The organism is Streptomyces sp. NPDC039462, assembly GCF_055639375.1.
Genome location: NZ_JBVKAO010000008.1, coordinates 264,310 through 277,634, shown reverse-complemented (window position 1 = coordinate 277,634; position 13,325 = coordinate 264,310). Strand labels below are relative to the sequence as shown.

Here is a 13,325-nt window from a genome sequence, read left to right as displayed (position 1 = left end):
GCGCTGCCCCGTCTGCAGTGCCAACCGAGGGACGAAGAAGCCGGCGCTGCACCTGTCGTGGTCGACATCTGCTCTCGCGCGCCCAGAGGCGGGCGTACTGATCAGTTTTCGAGTGCTCAGGGGTGGCAGCGCTCGAGGACGGATCGCGCTATGGCCGCTGGTGGTCGTCTCACGCACCTTGCTCGCACCCGAAGCAGCTACTCGGGGGAGCCGTTCCAATATGCCTCAGAGGCACTTCGGTCTCATCGCCAGACCCCACTCCTCCCGGTTGCGCACGGTGAACAAGTACTCCTCGAAGCTCAGGTGATGAAGGAGCTCGGTCGCGGAGGGGAGTGGTGGGCGCACCCGGTGGGAATCGCCGGCGTGCGTCTCATGCCCGGGCGATCCGTCGTGGTCCTGGATAGTCACAGCGGGTCCCGCCCTGGCCGGAAGTTTCCGATGGCCGACTACGCGCTGGCGCATCTGCTTCCGTCCGCAGAGCCCGGCGTCCAGGTCGGCGGTGTGATGCGGCTGCGTGTCATCGGTGTCCGCAACGTGGATCTTCACCTCAAACTGGTCGGAACCGACAGCCGATTGGTGCTGAGGGGAGCCCCGGGCACCCGCTGGCGCCCCCTTCTCGCACAGCGAAAGCGTGACCTGGAAGAGGGCGGCTTTGTGCCCTTGTGGGATGAGGCCGAGCCATCACCCTACGAGCTGCAGGACGAGCGTGAATTCGCCTCACTCGTGCAGACGGATCGGGAACTGGCGTGGCTCGGCTCAGGGCTCCTTCGCCGCATCGCGATCTTCCAGAACTTCAGCACTGCTTACTCGACTCGATCCTGGATCACCGGGGATGAGTGGATTTTCGAGCTGGACACGCATCGCGACGTGCCTCTCGCGCATGACGCATTTCTCGACCGCCTTATGGACGATGTCTGGGGCTTGCCACTGAGAATCACGCGCCGCCACTGTGACTGCAGCCTGCAGGGGGCATGGCGGGGCTATCAGTGCACGTTCTACCTGGAGCACCAGCGTCCCGATGTGCCAGGAGTGATGCAGATCCGCTTTCGGTGGGGGGACCCTGCTTATGGCAACGATGTGCGACAGAGGCTGGAAGACCTCGACGCCGATCGAGATTGGCTCGACAGAGTACTGCCACGCCGAGTACTGCCACGCCGAATCGGTCGGTCCACGGGCCGGGCCGCACGTGAGGGCGAATCCCGATGAATTGGGACAGCCTTGCCCTGTTGATCCTGGCTTTGTCAGGCGCGCTGAGTCTGCTGCTGTCGCAGGTGCGCGATGTCCTGACGAAGATCGCAGAGGTCATTCATGCGTGGCGTGCAGTTCGGCAGAGCCTGGAGGCAGAAGGAAGGGGTCAGAGCCAGCAGGATCCGTCACGCGATTGAGGCCGCTGATCGCCGCTGGAGTCAGCGTACTGTCCGCCGTCCGGCACGGGAGGCGACCGGAAGACGACCACGCCCCGCTCCCGGGTCGTCGGCTAAGGCGCCGCCGCCACCCTGGATGCCGGGACCTGCGACCAGATGGTCAGAGCGCACAAGACGAAGGCCCAGGGCCGGATTTACCATCCGTGACCTGGGCCTTTGCCGTTCTGATCTTGTGCCCCCGGCAGGATTCGAACCTGCGACACCCGCTTTAGGAGAGCGGTGCTCTATCCCCTGAGCTACGAAGGCGGGGTGGTGGCAGTCGCGTGTACTGCTGCACCGCCGTCAGTGTAGCGGGTGGTCAATTTGGGGGTGGGGGGTTGGGGCGGCCGGTCGTTACTCGATGACCAGTTCCACCGGGATGTTGCCCCGGGTCGCCTTCGAGTAGGGGCAGTACGCGTGGGTCTTCTTGAGGAGGTCCTCGCCCGCGGGGCCCTGCAGGTGGTCGGGGAGTTCGGCTCGCATGACCACCGCCAGGCCGAAGCCGCCGTCCGTGTCCTTGCCGATGCTGACCTCGGCGGTCACCGAGACGTCCGAGACGTCGATCTTCTCCTGGCGCGCGATGCTGCCCATCGCGCTCGCGAAGCACGCCGCGTAGCCCGCGGCGAAGAGCTGCTCCGGGTTCGTGCCCTTGTCGTTGCCTCCCAGTGCCTTCGGGAAGCCGAGCGGCAGGTCGATCTGGCCGTCGGAGCTGACGGCGCGGCCCTCGCGGCCGTTGGCGGTGGCTACTGCCGTGTACAGCGCGTCCATGGGTGTCCCGTTCTCGTCGTGGTTCTTGTGCTCTTACGGCGTAAGCATTGCATCCTATTTAGTTGTGCGCAACTTAATTGGGTGTCGTTGTAGAGTGAGGGGCATGGAACGTGAGGATTTCCTTCGGCTCGATGATCAGATCTGCTTCTCGTTGCACGCCGCCGCGCGCGCCTTCAACAGCGTCTACCGCGCCGCGCTGAAGGATCTGGGGCTCACCTATCCCCAGTACCTCGTGATGCTCGTCCTCTGGGAGCACGACGAGCAGCCCGTCAAGAAGATCGGCGAGCGGCTGCGGCTCGACTCCGGCACCCTTTCGCCGCTGCTCAAGCGGCTGGAGGCCGCCGGGCACGTGGAGCGGCGGCGCAGTGTCGAGGACGAGCGGTCCGTCGCCGTGCGGCTCACCGAGGAGGGGCGCGCGCTGCGAGAGCGCGCCCGCGCCGTGCCCCGCGCCATCGCCGAGTCCACCGGGCTCTCCCTCGACGAGGTGCGGGACCTGCGCCTCCGGCTCAATCAGCTCACCGATGCCCTTGATGGCCGCAGCGGCGGTAGCGGTAGCGGTGGCGGTGGTGAGACTGGGCGGGTGTCTCGTGAGTGTGTTCGGTGAGGGTACGGGGGCGTAGTTCCCAGCCCGTAGTGGCGTAGTGGAGTAGTGGCGCTGTCGTGTAGTGGCGTAGCGGCTTAGTGGGCGAACACCGCCTCCGTCGTCGTTACCACCGCGCACTTCCCCGCCGCCCAGCCCAGCGCCATCGCGTGGTCCTCCGCCGAGAAGTCCGCCACCGCGTCGGCCACCACGAACGCCTGGATGTCCTGCATCCATGCGTCGCACGCCGTCATCAGGACGCCGATGTGGGCGTAGACGCCGGTGATGACCAGCTGGTCGCGGCCCTGTTCGCGCATGCGTTCCAGGAGGTCCGTGCGGACGAAGCCGCTGTACTTCCACTTGGTGAGGATCGTCTCGGCGGGGGCCGGGCCGATCTCGGGGGCGATCGCCGCCGCGTGCGCGTCGTCGGGCAGGCCCGGGCCCCAGAAGTCCTGCTGCAGGCCGCGTTCGGCGGGGCTCTGGCCGCCGGGCTGCGCGGTGTGGATGACCGGGATGTTGAGGTGGGCCGCTGTCTTCTTCAGCTCCGCCACGTGGGAGAGGAGTTCCGGTACGGGGGAAGCCGTGCGGTCGTACGCCGAGAGGAAGTAGTTCTGCAGGTCGTGTACGAGGAGGACGGCGCGGGACGGGTCGACCTGCCAGTCGACGCGGTTCGCCGGCAGCTCGTCCGCCGACGGCATCGGATACGAGGGGATGGCGGGGAGGGCCATGGTGGTGGGCGGTCCGTTCAGGAGGGAAGGGGAGGGGGCCTTCAGGAGCAGGGGCTTTTGCTTGAGTGACGCTGGTCGCGGCTACTTGAGTGACGCTGATCTCGGCTACTTCAGTGACGCTGTTCTCGGTTACTTGAGTGACGTTTCCCTTAGCGCCTTCTTCGAGATCTTGCCGACTCCCGTCTGCGGGAAGACCTCCACGAACTCGACACGGTCCGGCACCTTGTACGCCGCCAGGCCCCTCTCGCGTACGAACTTCCTGATGGCCGCCGGCTTCACGGGGTCGGCGTCCGCGCGCAGGATGACGTAGGCGCACGTCCGTTCGCCCAGGTACGCGTCCGGCTCCGCGACCACGTTCGCGTCGTGCACGGACGGGTGGGCGAGGAGGTGGTTCTCGACCTCCTCGGCCGCGATCTTCTCGCCGCCCCGGTTGATCTGGTCCTTCGCGCGGCCCTCGACGACGATGTGGCCGGTCTCGGTGAGGCGTACGACGTCACCCGTGCGGTAGAAGCCGTCCGCCGTGAAGGAGCGGGCGTTGTGCTCGGGGGCCTTCCAGTAGCCGCGGATCGTGTACGGGCCGCGGGTCAGGAGGTGGCCCGTCTCGCCCGTCGGCAGGTCGTTGTCCTCGTCGTCGACCACGCGCATCTCGTCGTCCGGCGAGATCGGCCGGCCCTGTGTCGTGACGATCGTCTCCGGGTCGTCGTCCAGGCGCGTGTAGTTGACCAGGCCCTCCGCCATGCCGAAGACCTGCTGCAGCGTGCAGTTCAGGGCCGGCTTCACCCGGCGCGCCACCTCCTCGCTGAACTTCGCGCCGCCCACCAGGAGTACGTCCAGGCTGCTCAGGTCGTACGCGGTGGCCGGCGCCGCCTCCGTCCAGAGCAGGGCGAGCGGCGGGACGAGGCCCGTGATCGTGACGCCCTCGGCCTCGATCAGGGGGAAGGCGGTCTCGGGGCTGGGCTGCGGGCAGAGGACGACGCGGGCGCCCGCGTACAGCGCGCCGAGCGAACCCGGCGAGGAGAGCGGGAAGTTGTGCGCCGCGGGGAGCGCCACCAGGTAGACGCTGTCCTCGTCGATCCCGCAGATCTCGTTCGAGCCGCGCAGCGAGTAGATGTAGTCGTCGTGCGTGCGCGGGATCAGCTTCGGGACGCCCGTACTGCCGCCGGAGAGCTGGAGGAACGCCAGGTCGGAGGGGGCCGGTGGGGTCGGGATCCCGGTCGGGTCGGCGGCGACGTCCGACAGCGCCTCGAACGGGCCCGGGTCGCCCTCCGCCACGAACACGTGCCGCAGCGTGGGGACTTCGTCGACCAGCTTGGCCGCCAGGCCGCGGTAGTCGAAGCCGCCGAGCTGCTGCGGGATGACGTACGCGACCGCCTCGGTGAACTCGCAGAAGTAGCGGATCTCCGTCTCGCGGTGCGCGGGCAGCGCGAAGACCGGGAGCGCGCCGATGCGGAACAGCGCGAAAATCGTCTCGAAGAACTCGGCGATGTTGGGGAGTTGGACGACCACCTTGTCGCCCGGCGCGATGCCCCGGGCGAGCAGGCCCGCGGCCAGGCGGTCGGCGCGGTGGTCCAGTTCGCCGTACGTCCAGCGGCGCGCGGGCCGTCGGCTCGGGCCTTGGCCCGGGTCCACGATCGCCACCCGGTCCGGGTGCGCCGTGGCGCGGTCGCGCAGCATCCCGCCGAAGGTCTCGCCGCGCCACCAGCCCGCCTCGCGGTAGCGGTCCGCGAACTCCTCCGGCCACGTGGGCGCGTCCTGGGCGGCGCTCACAGCTCCGCCCCCACCGCGTTCAGGAACGTACGGAACTTCGCGCCCGTCTCCGCGGTCTCCGCCGCCGGGTCCGACGCGGCGACCACGCCCGCTCCCGCGTACAGCCGGAGACTGCGTTCCTCGGCCTCCGCGCAGCGGATGGTGACGACCCACTCGCCGTCGCCGTTCGCGTCTCCCCAGCCGACCACGCCGGTGAAGAAGCCGCGGTCGAACGGTTCCGTCTCGCGGATCACCTCGCGCGCCGTCGCCGTCGGCGTGCCGCACACCGCCGGAGTGGGGTGCAGGGCGCAGGCCAGTTCGAGGGCGGACGCGTCGGGGTCGGTGAGGGTGCCGGTCACCGTCGTGGACAGGTGCCACATGGTCGCCGTGCGGACGAGGGTGGGGCGGGGCGGGACGGTCAGGTCCGTGCAGAACGAGGCGAGCGCCTGGTGCACTCCGTCCACAACGACGGAGTGTTCGTGCAGGTCCTTCGCCGACTCCAGGAGCGCGGCCGCGCGGCGCACGTCCTCGGCGAGGTCGTCGCTGCGGGGCGTCGAGCCCGCGAGGGGGTTCGCGACGACGTGGTCGCCGTGGCGCGAGACCAGCAGCTCGGGGCTGGCGCCGATGAGGGTACGGCCGGGTGCCGTCGGCAGCGCGAAGGTGTAGCCGGACGGGTCGCGGCGGGCCAGGCGCTGGAGCATCGCGGGGAGGTCCAGCGGGGCGGGCGCGGTGAGTTCGAGGGTGCGGGCGAGGACGACCTTGCTGAAGTCGCCGCGCCACATGCGCTCCACGGCGGCGGCCACGCCGGCGCCGTACTCCTCGGGGGCCGGCACCGGGCGGATCCGCCAGCCGGTGGCGTCCGCGGTCTCCGTGGGCAGGGCGATCAGCGGGTCCGCCGCGAGCGGGGGTGCGGTGCGGAGGGTTCCGGGGACCGCCAAGGCGGCGGGCGCGGTGTGGTCGAAGGGGACCGCGCCGATGACGTACGGCTCGGTGATCCCGGCGCGGCGCGCTTCGGCGAGGGTGGCGGCGACGCGGTGCGGCAACGGTCTTTCGTCGTGCGGGACTTCCGCGTGGACGCCGGTGGCGAGCAGGGTGCGGGTCGGGGTCGCAAGGAACCGGTCGGTCGGGGTGTAGGCGGACAGGAGTGACGTCGCCGCTCCCACGACAGGGTTGGACTGTTCGGCAGTCGTGATGTGCGGGCTGTGCAGGGTCTCTGGGGTGTGCGGGGTGTGCGTGACGTGCGTGGCGACCTCGGGTGCCGGCGACACAGTGGCTCCAATTCTCGGGGTGCGGTGCGGTGCAGTGCGGAGTGGTGGAGAGGAGTGGGGGGGGGAGAGGAGTGGGCAGCGGTGCGGTCAGCGCAACGTCGCGCCGCCGTCCACGTACAGCTCCTGGAGAGTGATGTGGCGGGCGCGGTCCGAGGCGAGGAAGACGACCGCGTCCGCGATGTCCTCGGGCGTGGCGATGCGGCCGAGGGGGATGCCCGTGCGGTACGTCTCCAGGTTGCCGTCGAGGACGGCGGAGGGGACCTCGGTGGCGGCGGCGGGCCAGAGGGCGCGCTGCATGGCGGTGTCCGTGGTGCCGGGGGCCACGACGTTGCAGCGGACGCCGCTGCGGGCGATCTCCAGGCCCAGGCACTTGGTGAACATGGCGGCGGCCGCCTTGGACGCGGCGTACGCGGCCATGCCGGTCCGGGGGATTCCGGCGGCGTTGGAGCCGACGGTGACGATGCAGCCGGAGCCGCGCGCCGTCATGTGGGAGGCGGCGGCGCGCGAGGTGTGGAAGACGCCCGTGGCGTTCACGGCGAACGTGTCGGCCCAGTCGGCGTCGGTGACCTCGGTGGCGGGGCAACTGCGCAGGACGCCCGCCACGTTGACGAGGACGTCGAGGCCGCCGTGGTCGCGGACGGTGTCGGCGATCACCGACGTCACGGCGGTGGCGTCGGCGACGTCCATGACGCGGGGTGTGATCGCCCCGCGCCACGCGGCGGCCAGTTCGTCGATGCCGTGCGCGTCGCGGTCGGTGGCGACGACGTGCGCGCCGCGGGCGGCGAGCGCGGCGGCCACCGCGGCGCCGATGCCCTGGCCCGCGCCGGTCACCAGAGCCGTCCGCCCGGCGAACTCGCCTTCGGCGTCCGGCTCGTTCCGTATGTGCTCAGGCATGCGTGAGCTACCTCCCCGAAGTTCAGTTAGGGAAGCCTAACCTAACTCATCCGGGAAAGGATCTTGGGAGGGTCTGGGGAGGGTACGGGGGGGGCGGCGGACCCGTGCCGCGCGGTCGGCGCGTGTGTTACCTTGCAAGCAGTACGTGTGTACGCCCCCTCTTCGGGGCGCCCGTGCTGTCACCCCTTCTCCCGGTCCGCCGGGATCTGTCAGGCCGGCCTCCGGCCTTCAGCGCACTGCCCGCCTTACGGCAGTTCTCTTTCTCCGCCCGCTGTGCGGGGGCGTGTCATCGCCGCCCCGCCGGGCCCTTCCCCTGCGTATGCCCATGAAGTTCGCGCATGTCCGTGAAAGGACACCCCACCATGACTCTCACAGCAACTGAATCCTTGTCGGCGACATCGGAAACGTCGGCGGCAACTGACCACGCGTGCAGCGGAGTTCTCGACGTCCAGCGTGACGGGCGCGGCTTCCTTCGGGGCGCCGCCTGCCTGCCCGGGAAGAACGACGTACAGGTTCCCGCCGCCGTGATCCGCCAACTCGCGCTGCGCACGGGCGACTTCGTCGAAGGCGTCGTCGGCAGGCCCGGTGTGCTCGCCGGGGCTGAGCGGGTCAACGGACGTGCCCCCGAAGCCCTGCGCGGCCGGCCGCGGTTCGGCGAGCTGACGCCGCTGCACCCCCGTGAACGCCTCCGGCTGGAGACCGAGGGCGGGCCCGTCGCCGGTCGCCTCGTCGACCTCGTCGCGCCCGTCGGCAAGGGGCAGCGCGGCCTGATCGTCGCCCCGCCGAAGACCGGCAAGACCGTGCTGCTCCAGCAGATCGCCGCCGCCGTCGCCCGGAACCACCCCGAGTGCCACCTCATGGTCGTCCTCCTCGACGAGCGGCCCGAGGAGGTCACCGACATGCGGCGCTCGGTCCGCGGCGAGGTGCTTGCCTCGACCTTCGACCGGCCCGCCAAGGAACACATCGCCCTCGCCGAACTCGCCGTCGAGCGCGCCAAGCGCATGGTCGAGGAGGGGCGGGACGTCGTCATGCTCTTCGACTCGCTGACGCGGCTGTGCCGGGCGTACAACAACGCGGCCACCGGCAGCGGCCGCACCCTCAGCGGTGGTGTCGACGCCGCCGCGGTGCAAGGGCCGAAGCGGCTCTTCGGGGCCGCGCGCCTCGCCGAGGAAGGCGGCTCCCTGACCATGCTCGCGACCGCGCTCGTGGAGACCGGATCGCGCGCCGACGACTACTACTTCGAAGAGCTGAAGGGCACCGGCAACATGGAGCTGCGGCTCGACCGCGGCATCGCCGACCAGCGCGTCTTCCCGGCCGTCGACGTCATCCCGTCCGGCACCCGGCGCGAGGAACTGCTGGTCTCGGCAGAGGAGTTGAGCGCTGTACGCGGCTTGCGGCGCGCCCTGCACGGGAGGGACCAGCACGGCGTCCTCGAGGTGCTGCTCGACCGGGTCAAGAAAACTCCGGACAACGCCGCGTTCCTGCGGCAGGTGCGGCAGACCGTACCCGGCGTGTAGCCGCGATGTACTGGATGTACTACGGACGCGTCACGCGCACCCGGTAGTCGCCGTCGTCGGTCACTCCCGTCACCGTGACCCGCACCCCTGTCTTGCGGTCCGTGAACGTCTCGCCGATGCCGTGGGTCGCGTCGGAGAGCTCCGCGTGGACGTTGGGGCGGCGGGTGCAGCCGCCGCTGTCGGGTGCCGCGTCGGAGACCGTGACCGGGCCGTGGCCGGTGTCGACCTCCGCGTCCACGCGGTAGACGAGGACGCCCGGCTTGCAGACCGCCTCGTCGTTGCCGCCGGGGGTGCGGGCCTCGATCGCGTACCCCGTCTTCTCGTTCAGCGGGGCGAAGGCCAGCTTCGTGCCGCCGGAGCGGGCCAGCGGGGACAGGACGTGCTCGGTCGTGCCGGAGCTCGCGGCGCAGCCGATCTGGTCGTCGTCGAGCCAGCCCAGCTTCCACTTGTGCCAGGCGAGCAGGTCGTTGTTGGCCCCCCAGTCCTCGCTCATGATGTCCCAGTGGCCGACCGCGCCGCCGCCGTCCTGCGTGTACAGGTCGGGCAGGCCGAAGACGTGGCCGTTCTCGTGCGGCAGGACGCGGTAGCCCGTCTCGTGGTAGCTGCCGGAGCCGTCGTCCTGGCGGCTGTAGACGAAGGACGCGTTGGAGACCGGGACGCCGTCCGCGACCGGCGCCTCGTGGTTGCCCGCGAAGGTCACCGACAGGACGGTGTCGAGGGCGGAGGGGCCCGCGTTCGGGGTGATGAGGATGTTCACGAGGTCGTACGCCCGGAAGTCCACGTCCGGGTCGGCGGCCGCCACGATGTCCTCGACGAGCCGCCGGTAGCCGGGGTCGAAGGGGGCGCCGCGCTCTATCCCGTACTCCTTGAACGTCTTCGGCATCCGCAGCCACTCGGGTACGGGGGATTCGGGGCGGTAGTCGAGGCGCCCGTACGAACTGGTGCGGAACCACTGGGAAGTCTGCGGGAAGAACTCCGCGAGGCGGTCCATCGCACTGCCCTGACCCGGCGCGTCGGAGAAGTCGACCATGAGGTTCAGGGCCCGGACCGTGCCGGTGGAGCGCGAGTAGCCGGGCGGTGTGGGCATGCCCTCCGACATCTGCACGCCCATCGTGCCGCTGATCATGCACGGGCCGAGGGCGGTGCTCCGGGAGAGGGAGACCGGTCCCGCCGCGCTCGGCGCGTCCGCCATCAGGCGGCCGGTGCTCGCCGACGTGGTGACCGCGAGGGCCAGCGCGGCGACGGAGGCCAGGGCGACGGCGCGGCGGGCGGGGCGTATCCGGCGCCGAGTCGGCTGCTGCATGCGTGGGCCCTCCACTCCGCGGCAGCCGCCGGTCCTGGCTGCACCCTGTCCGGTCAGCCTGTGACGGGGGGTGCGCGGGCGCTCGTTGGGTGCGACCGATCGAGGGTTTCCCGGCGAAAGTGGTGTGACTCAGGTCACATGGATTATTGCGGCGGGGCGGAAATATCCGGGGACTCTCTCCCCGTTTAGACGTGTGTCCGCACGAAGCGGGGACTTACTCCCCACATCGCGGGCCCTTGGAACCGTAAGCCGAGCACCCCGACCAACGAGGAGCAGCCGTGGACACCGCCACCGCCCCGCAGCGCCGAGTCACCCGCCCGCGGGCCGACGCCCTGCGCAACCGGGAGCGGATCGTCGCCGCCGCACGCGAGATGTTCGTGGAGCACGGAGCCGACGTGCCCCTCGACGAGGTCGCGCGCCGGGCCGGCGTCGGCAACGCCACGGTCTACCGCAACTTCGCCGACCGCGCCGAGCTGGTGCGCGAGGTCGTCCGCACGGTGACGGACCGCGTCGCGGCCCTCGCCGAGCAGGGCATCGCCACGGCGGACGCCGACGAGGGCGCCGCCTTCGGGGCGCTGCGCACCTTCGTGCACGCCGCGGTCGACGAGCGGATCGGTGCCATGTGCCCGATGCTCGCGCCGGACTTCGACCCCTTCCACCCCGATCTGCTGGACTCCCGCGAGCGGCTCGAGCGGTCCATCGAGGGCCTCATGGAGCGGGCCCGCGCGGCGGGGCAGCTGCGCACCGACATCGCCGTCGGTGACCTGATGGTCGCCCTCTCCCAGCTCACCCGGCCGCTGCCCGGCACGGCCTGCGTGAGCATGGACAGCTTCATCCACCGTCACCTCCAGCTGTTCCTGGACGGCCTGATGACGCCCGCCCGGTCCGAGCTTCCGGGGGAGGCGGCGACGCTGAAGGACCTCCGCCGGCACTGACCCCCGCCGAACCGCACCCGCCCCCTTTTTCCATTTCGTTTTCCTGTTTCAGTTCACTCCGTACCGCTAGGTGGCCACCCCTATGTCCGAAACAGTCCTCAAGCCCGACTCAGGGCCAGACGCCAACCGCTGGAAGGCGCTCGTCTTCATCGCCCTCGCGCAGCTGATGGTCGTGCTCGACGCGACCATCGTGAACATCGCGCTGCCCTCCGCCCAGGAGGACCTCGGCATATCCGACGGCAACCGCCAGTGGGTCATCACGGCCTACGCGCTCGCCTTCGGCGGCCTGCTGCTCTTCGGCGGCCGCATCTCCGACCTGTGGGGCCGCAAGCGCACCTTCGTGACCGGTCTCATCGGCTTCGCCGCGGCCTCCGCGCTCGGCGGCGCCGCGACCGGCGAGGCCATGATGCTGGGCGCCCGCGCCCTCCAGGGTGTGTTCGGCGCGCTGCTCGCGCCCGCCGCCCTCTCGCTGCTCGCGGTGATGTTCACCGACGCCAAGGAGCGCGCCAAGGCCTTCGGCATCTACGGCGCGATCGCCGGTGGCGGCGGCGCCGTCGGCCTGATCCTCGGCGGCTTCCTCACCGAGTACCTGAACTGGCGCTGGACCTTCTTCGTCAACATCCCGTTCGCGGTGATCGCCGCCCTCGGCGCGTACTTCGTCATCCGTGAGCCGGCCGGCGGCCGCAACCGCTCGCCGCTCGACATCCCCGGCGTGGTCCTGTCCACCCTGGGCCTGGTCGCGCTGGTCTACGGCTTCACGCGCGCCGAGTCCGACGGCTGGTCGGACTCCGTGACCATCGGCATGTTCGTCGCGTCGGTCGTGCTGCTCGCCGCGTTCGTCCTCACCGAGGCCAAGGTCAAGTCGCCGCTGCTCCCGCTGCGCGTCCTGACCGAGCGCAACCGCGGTGGCGTCTACCTCTCGCTCGGCCTCGCCGTCATCGCGATGTTCGGCCTGTTCCTGTTCCTCACGTACTACCTGCAGATCGTCGAGGGCTACTCGCCGGTCAAGACCGGCTTCGCCTTCCTGCCGATGATCGCGGGCATGATCGTGGGCTCCACGCAGATCGGCGCCCGGCTGATGACGCGCGTCCCGCCGCGGCTGCTGATGGGCCCGGGCTTCCTGCTCGCCGCCGTCGGCATGCTGCTCCTGACGCAGCTGGAGGTCGGCTCCTCGTACACCGGGCTGATCATGCCGGCGCAGCTGATGCTCGGCCTCGGCATGGGTACGGCGTTCATGCCCGCCATGTCGCTCGCCACGCACGGCGTCGAGGCCCGTGACGCCGGTGTCGCCTCCGCGATGGTCAACACCTCGCAGCAGGTCGGCGGCGCCATCGGCACGGCGCTCCTGAACACCATCGCCGCCTCCGCGACCTCCGCGTACATCGCGGACCACGCGGCCGGCGCCGCCAACCCCAAGCTCGTCCAGGCGCAGGCCATGGTCGAGGGCTACACCAGCGCCATCTGGTGGGCGGTCGGCATCCTGGTCGTCTCCGCGCTGATCGCGGCGACGTTCATCAACACCGGTCACCAGGGCGGCGCCGCGGCCTCGGGCGACTCGGCGGACGGCGCCGAGGACGAGGTGAAGATCCCGGTGATGGCCCACTGACCTCCTCGGTGAGCACCTAGCGGAGCCAGGGGAGGTCCGCACCGGCCTCCTTGGGCTGAAGTCCCTCGGCGACGATCGTCATGATCTCGCCGAGGGACTTCTGCTGTTCCGGGGTGAGCCGGTCGAAGAGGGCCTGGCGGACGGCGGTCACATGGCCGGGGGCGGTCCTGCGCAGCACCTCGAAGCCCTCGTCGGTGAGGATCGCCAGCTGCCCGCGCTTGTCGGAGGGGCAGTCCTCGCGGCGCACCCAGCCGCTCTTCTCCAGGCGGGCGATCGCGTGCGAGAGGCGGGACCGGGTGATCTTCATGGTCTTGGCCAGCTCGGTCATCCGCAGCCGCCGCCGGGGGGCGTCGGACAGCTGGACCAGGAGGCCGTAGTACATGTGCGGCATGCCCGCGTCGCGCTGGAGCTGACGGTCGAGGAAGTCGTCGAGAAGGGTGGTCGCCTGGAGATAGACCCGCCAGACGCGCTGCTCGTCGCCGTCCAGCCAGTGCGGCTCACCGGCCGGGGGAGGGGTCGCTGCCATATCCATGTACCCCACTGTACGAGGCCCTTCCTTGAACTTTGAACAAAGCGG

At 70.4% G+C, this 13,325-nt stretch carries 13 protein-coding genes and 1 tRNA gene; 6 read left to right on the top strand and 8 right to left on the bottom strand.

From position 1 onward, the window contains the following. Positions 1-438: 438 nt before the first annotated feature. Both ACZ7LU_RS34470 and ACZ7LU_RS34465 read left to right on the top strand, forming a co-directional pair. Positions 439-1,206 carry a hypothetical protein gene (locus ACZ7LU_RS34470; protein ID WP_471918976.1) on the top strand — a complete coding sequence of 256 codons (768 nt, stop codon included), beginning with the start codon at positions 439-441 and terminating at the stop codon, positions 1,204-1,206. Then, on the top strand, positions 1,203-1,385 hold the full coding sequence (locus ACZ7LU_RS34465; RefSeq protein ID WP_471918975.1) for a hypothetical protein: 183 nt from the start codon (positions 1,203-1,205) through the stop codon (positions 1,383-1,385). Before ACZ7LU_RS34470 ends, ACZ7LU_RS34465 begins: the two co-directional genes overlap by 4 nt. Before the next feature lie 212 nt (positions 1,386-1,597). Here ACZ7LU_RS34465 and ACZ7LU_RS34460 read toward each other — a convergent pair. Together ACZ7LU_RS34460 and ACZ7LU_RS34455 are read right to left on the bottom strand one after the other, a co-directional pair. After that, a tRNA-Arg gene (locus ACZ7LU_RS34460) sits at positions 1,598-1,670 on the bottom strand. Between the two features lie 87 nt (positions 1,671-1,757). Continuing rightward, complete coding sequence (locus ACZ7LU_RS34455) at positions 1,758-2,171, bottom strand: organic hydroperoxide resistance protein (RefSeq protein WP_362999190.1); 414 nt, start codon at positions 2,169-2,171, stop codon at positions 1,758-1,760. Between the two features lie 103 nt (positions 2,172-2,274). On the opposite strand from ACZ7LU_RS34455, the gene ACZ7LU_RS34450 reads away from it, so the two are divergent. Beyond that, a complete protein-coding gene (locus ACZ7LU_RS34450; protein WP_471117195.1) occupies positions 2,275-2,775 on the top strand; it encodes a MarR family winged helix-turn-helix transcriptional regulator in 501 nt (166 codons plus the stop codon). Positions 2,776-2,849: 74 nt separating this feature from the next. On the opposite strand, the gene ACZ7LU_RS34445 is transcribed toward ACZ7LU_RS34450, so the two are convergent. From ACZ7LU_RS34445 to ACZ7LU_RS34430, 4 genes are all read right to left on the bottom strand, one after another. Then, positions 2,850-3,479 (bottom strand): isochorismatase family protein, encoded by a 630-nt coding sequence (locus ACZ7LU_RS34445; protein ID WP_471918974.1) that lies wholly within the window; start codon positions 3,477-3,479, stop codon positions 2,850-2,852. Between the two features lie 129 nt (positions 3,480-3,608). Then, positions 3,609-5,246: a (2,3-dihydroxybenzoyl)adenylate synthase gene (locus tag ACZ7LU_RS34440; RefSeq protein WP_471918973.1), complete on the bottom strand. Its 1,638-nt coding sequence runs from the start codon at positions 5,244-5,246 to the stop codon at positions 3,609-3,611. Further along, the gene (gene dhbC / locus ACZ7LU_RS34435; protein WP_471919089.1) at positions 5,243-6,433 is read right to left on the bottom strand and encodes an isochorismate synthase DhbC; all 1,191 of its coding nucleotides are present in this window, start codon (positions 6,431-6,433) and stop codon (positions 5,243-5,245) included. The genes ACZ7LU_RS34440 and dhbC overlap by 4 nt, the downstream gene beginning before the upstream one ends. Positions 6,434-6,580: 147 nt before the next feature. Further along, a complete protein-coding gene (locus ACZ7LU_RS34430; RefSeq protein WP_468087163.1) occupies positions 6,581-7,387 on the bottom strand; it encodes a 2,3-dihydro-2,3-dihydroxybenzoate dehydrogenase in 807 nt (268 codons plus the stop codon). Positions 7,388-7,749: 362 nt separating this feature from the next. Here ACZ7LU_RS34430 and rho point away from each other — a divergent pair, with 362 nt between their 5' ends. Next, on the top strand, positions 7,750-8,904 hold the full coding sequence (rho, locus tag ACZ7LU_RS34425; protein WP_471918972.1) for a transcription termination factor Rho: 1,155 nt from the start codon (positions 7,750-7,752) through the stop codon (positions 8,902-8,904). A 19-nt stretch (positions 8,905-8,923) separates the two neighbouring features. Here the strand turns inward: rho and ACZ7LU_RS34420 are convergent, their stop codons facing one another. Beyond that, the gene (locus tag ACZ7LU_RS34420) at positions 8,924-10,207 is read right to left on the bottom strand and encodes a M6 family metalloprotease domain-containing protein (protein WP_468555702.1); all 1,284 of its coding nucleotides are present in this window, start codon (positions 10,205-10,207) and stop codon (positions 8,924-8,926) included. 278 nt (positions 10,208-10,485) lie between these two features. Here ACZ7LU_RS34420 and ACZ7LU_RS34415 point away from each other — a divergent pair, with 278 nt between their 5' ends. Further along, positions 10,486-11,142, top strand: a complete 657-nt coding sequence (locus tag ACZ7LU_RS34415; protein ID WP_398303308.1) for a TetR/AcrR family transcriptional regulator — start codon at positions 10,486-10,488, stop codon at positions 11,140-11,142. An 82-nt stretch (positions 11,143-11,224) separates the two neighbouring features. Beyond that, a complete protein-coding gene (locus ACZ7LU_RS34410; RefSeq protein WP_468555704.1) occupies positions 11,225-12,748 on the top strand; it encodes an MFS transporter in 1,524 nt (507 codons plus the stop codon). A 16-nt stretch (positions 12,749-12,764) separates the two neighbouring features. Here the strand turns inward: ACZ7LU_RS34410 and ACZ7LU_RS34405 are convergent, their stop codons facing one another. Beyond that, positions 12,765-13,280, bottom strand: coding sequence for a MarR family winged helix-turn-helix transcriptional regulator (locus tag ACZ7LU_RS34405; protein WP_362998740.1), 516 nt, complete (start codon positions 13,278-13,280; stop codon positions 12,765-12,767). Positions 13,281-13,325: the final 45 nt, after the last annotated feature.

Excerpts from the sequence above, each read along its gene's own strand:
- ACZ7LU_RS34465 (WP_471918975.1), top strand. The coding sequence starts at position 1,203 with ATGAATTGGGACAGCCTTGCCCTGTTGATCCTGGCTTTGTCAGGCGCG.
- ACZ7LU_RS34455 (WP_362999190.1), bottom strand. The coding sequence starts at position 2,171 with ATGGACGCGCTGTACACGGCAGTAGCCACCGCCAACGGCCGCGAGGGC.
- rho (WP_471918972.1), top strand. The coding sequence starts at position 7,750 with ATGACTCTCACAGCAACTGAATCCTTGTCGGCGACATCGGAAACGTCG.
- ACZ7LU_RS34405 (WP_362998740.1), bottom strand. The coding sequence starts at position 13,280 with ATGGATATGGCAGCGACCCCTCCCCCGGCCGGTGAGCCGCACTGGCTG.
- ACZ7LU_RS34420 (WP_468555702.1), bottom strand. The coding sequence starts at position 10,207 with ATGCAGCAGCCGACTCGGCGCCGGATACGCCCCGCCCGCCGCGCCGTC.
- ACZ7LU_RS34445 (WP_471918974.1), bottom strand. The coding sequence starts at position 3,479 with ATGGCCCTCCCCGCCATCCCCTCGTATCCGATGCCGTCGGCGGACGAG.
- ACZ7LU_RS34430 (WP_468087163.1), bottom strand. The coding sequence starts at position 7,387 with ATGCCTGAGCACATACGGAACGAGCCGGACGCCGAAGGCGAGTTCGCC.
- ACZ7LU_RS34470 (WP_471918976.1), top strand. The coding sequence starts at position 439 with ATGGCCGACTACGCGCTGGCGCATCTGCTTCCGTCCGCAGAGCCCGGC.
- ACZ7LU_RS34450 (WP_471117195.1), top strand. The coding sequence starts at position 2,275 with ATGGAACGTGAGGATTTCCTTCGGCTCGATGATCAGATCTGCTTCTCG.
- ACZ7LU_RS34410 (WP_468555704.1), top strand. The coding sequence starts at position 11,225 with ATGTCCGAAACAGTCCTCAAGCCCGACTCAGGGCCAGACGCCAACCGC.